Source organism: Thiorhodococcus fuscus, from assembly GCF_042682685.1.
Lineage (GTDB): Bacteria > Pseudomonadota > Gammaproteobacteria > Chromatiales > Chromatiaceae > Imhoffiella > Imhoffiella fuscus.
Map to the genome: position 1 here is coordinate 1 of NZ_JBHUHX010000003.1, position 2,556 is coordinate 2,556.

Below are 2,556 nucleotides of genomic sequence, written 5' to 3' on the forward strand. Positions count from 1 at the left end.
ATGCCATCGCCATTCCAGTCGCCGAGCAGGACCTGCCAGGCCGCGCTGGTGTCGCTCTGAAACTGTCCCTGTCCATCGGCCACGCCATCGGTGGTGTCGTAGAGCGCGAACTGACCCGACGTCGCCGCGAAGAGTGCGACGCCGGCCTCGCCCTGGCCCCGCCAGTCGCCGCCGACGGCTTGCCAGGTGCGCGTCGAGGGATCGGCGCCGACCACATCGACCGTGACCGTGGCCTGATCCGTACCGCCGTGTCCGTCGCTGACGGTGTAGGTGAAGGTATCGCTCGCATGCTCGCCGACGGCGAGGCTGTCGAAGCCGCTGGCGGTGTAGCGGATCGCGTTGTCGACGAGCGTGAGCGTGCCGATCCCCGGAGTGACGGCGCTCAGGGTCAGGGTGTCGCCGTCGGGATCGCTGTCGTTGGCCAAGACGTCAAGGGTTGCGGTGGCACCGGTGGTGAGGGTGAAGGCATCGTCGATCGCCAGCGGCGGGCGATTCACCGCGCCACCGCCCTCGTCGACGTCGCTCACGCTGACGTTGAGCGTCTGGGTGTCGCTGGCGCCATAGATGTCGGTGGCGGTGATCTGAACGACGTAGACGTTGTTGGCGTCGGCATCGGTGGGGGCCTCGTAATCGGGCGCAACGATGAAGTTCAGCGCGCCGCTGGTGGCGTCGAGGCTGAACTTGGCCTGGTCGGCGCCGCCGCTGAGGCTGTAGGTCAGGCTGTCGCCCACATCCGGATCCGTGGCCGCCACGGTGGTGACGGCGCGGGTGTTCTCGGCGATGGTGACGGCGGCGGTGGCGCCGCCACCGTCGCTGTTGATCACGGGAACGCTGTTGGTGAAGGCGGCACCGCCCGGGTCGCTGATCTGCCCTGGGGTGCGGTTGAGGTCGAGATCACCTTGATCGACGATGTCGAAGGCGATGATCTTCTTGGTCGCGTCGTCCGAGAGCGTGATGCTGAAGTTGCTGCCGGGGGTGTTCTTGACGCTGACCCACTGGCCGTCCTTGTCCTGCTTGATGTAGTCGTTGACCGCCAGGCTGGCGTCGACATAGACGCTGACGCGCTGGGTGCTCTCGGGGGTGACGTCGGCCAGGTCGAAGCTGATGACGCTCTGGAGGAATTGGCTGCCCTGCAGCGCCTCGGGCAGTTCGCTGGGGTCGGGCGCGTCGTTGACGACGACGTTGGTCTGGCGGGTGCCGGAGTCGGTGGCGAGGGTGACGTAGCTGCTGTTGCCGGCGGCGTCGCTCACCTGGGCCGAGGTGACGTTGTTCTGCACGCTGTCGACGATGCCGTCGCCGTTGCCGTCGCCGGCGACGCTGCTGAGCGTGGGCACGGCGTCCTCTTCGGCGGCGCCGATGCCGTCGCCGTCGCCACTGACCAGGAAGGTGGCGGCGGCACTGTCGGCGCTCCCGTCGTTGACGCTGACCTGGAAGGCACGGTCGCCGTTGGTGGGGGTCGCGGCGCTGTTGTGGTAGCGCAGGGCGTCGAGCAGGGTTTCGCCTTGGGTCAAGCTCAGGCTTCCACCGCCCGATTTGGCGAAACTCAGCGTACTGATCCCACCGCTCACGGTGGCCGTGACCGCATAGGTCGTACCCGACAAAACGACATCCGGGATGTTGGCGCCATTCGCGAAGTTGAGCGCAATGCTCCCTCCCGACGTGGCGGTATCGATTTCGAGGGCTTCACTGGCGCCGTCCTGAATGTCGGCGGTCGCGAAGGTCACCTTGAGGGTGGCGAAAGTCGCGCTGTTGCCGAGCGCCAGATTGGTGTCGCCGCTGGTGAAGGCGAGCGGATCGCCGCTGAGGCTGGCGCCGTGAGCGATCCCGGTGCCGCCGGTGCCGGTGCCGTTGAGGTCGACGACGGGTGTGAGCGAGAGCGGCGCGTCGCTCGCGGCGTCGGTGGTGGCGGCGTTGCCGGCCAGATCGCGGGCGAAACCCGCGCTGACATCCAGGGTGTCGGCCCCGGCGGTGATGCCGTAGCCGGCGGTGGTGGTCAGGGCCAGGGCCTTGGGTTGGGTGAGGACGATACTCAGATGGCTGGCATCCGTGACCTTGGCCGAGCCGATGTCGGCGAGCGTGAAGCCAACGTTGGTGGTGGTGGCGTCGTCGCCGTTGATGTCCCAGCTGAGTTTGCTCCAGTCGAGGCGGCCCTTGATGTCGGTGTTGGCGCCCTCGCCGGATTCGAGCAGGTCGTCGAAGTGGGTGCCGGTGAGGGTGAGGGTGCGCGTGTCCTCGGCATAGGCGCCGCTGGCGATGGTGGTGGTCGGGGGGGTGGTGTCGGCTCCGGCGATGGTGATGACGGCGTTGGCCTTGGCGTCGGTGGTGGCGGCATTGCCGGCGCGATCGCGGGCGAAGCCGGCGCTGACGTCGAGGGTGTCGTTGACGCCGCCATAGCCGCTGGTGGCGGCCAGCGCGGCGGCCTTGGCGCTGGTCAGCGCAATGGTCAGGCTGGTATCGCTGGTGGCCTTGGCCGAGACGATGTCGCCGAGGCTGAAGCCGACATCGGTGGTGCTGCTGTTGCCGTCGATGTCCCAGCTGAGCTTGCTCCAGTCGAGC

The 2,556-nt window shown here is 68.0% G+C and carries 1 protein-coding gene; it reads right to left on the minus strand.

Features of this window, described 5'->3' with window-relative positions:
* Window positions 1-2,556: cadherin repeat domain-containing protein (locus tag ACFSJC_RS01260; RefSeq protein WP_386022248.1), on the minus strand; the 2,556-nt coding region annotated here is incomplete at both ends.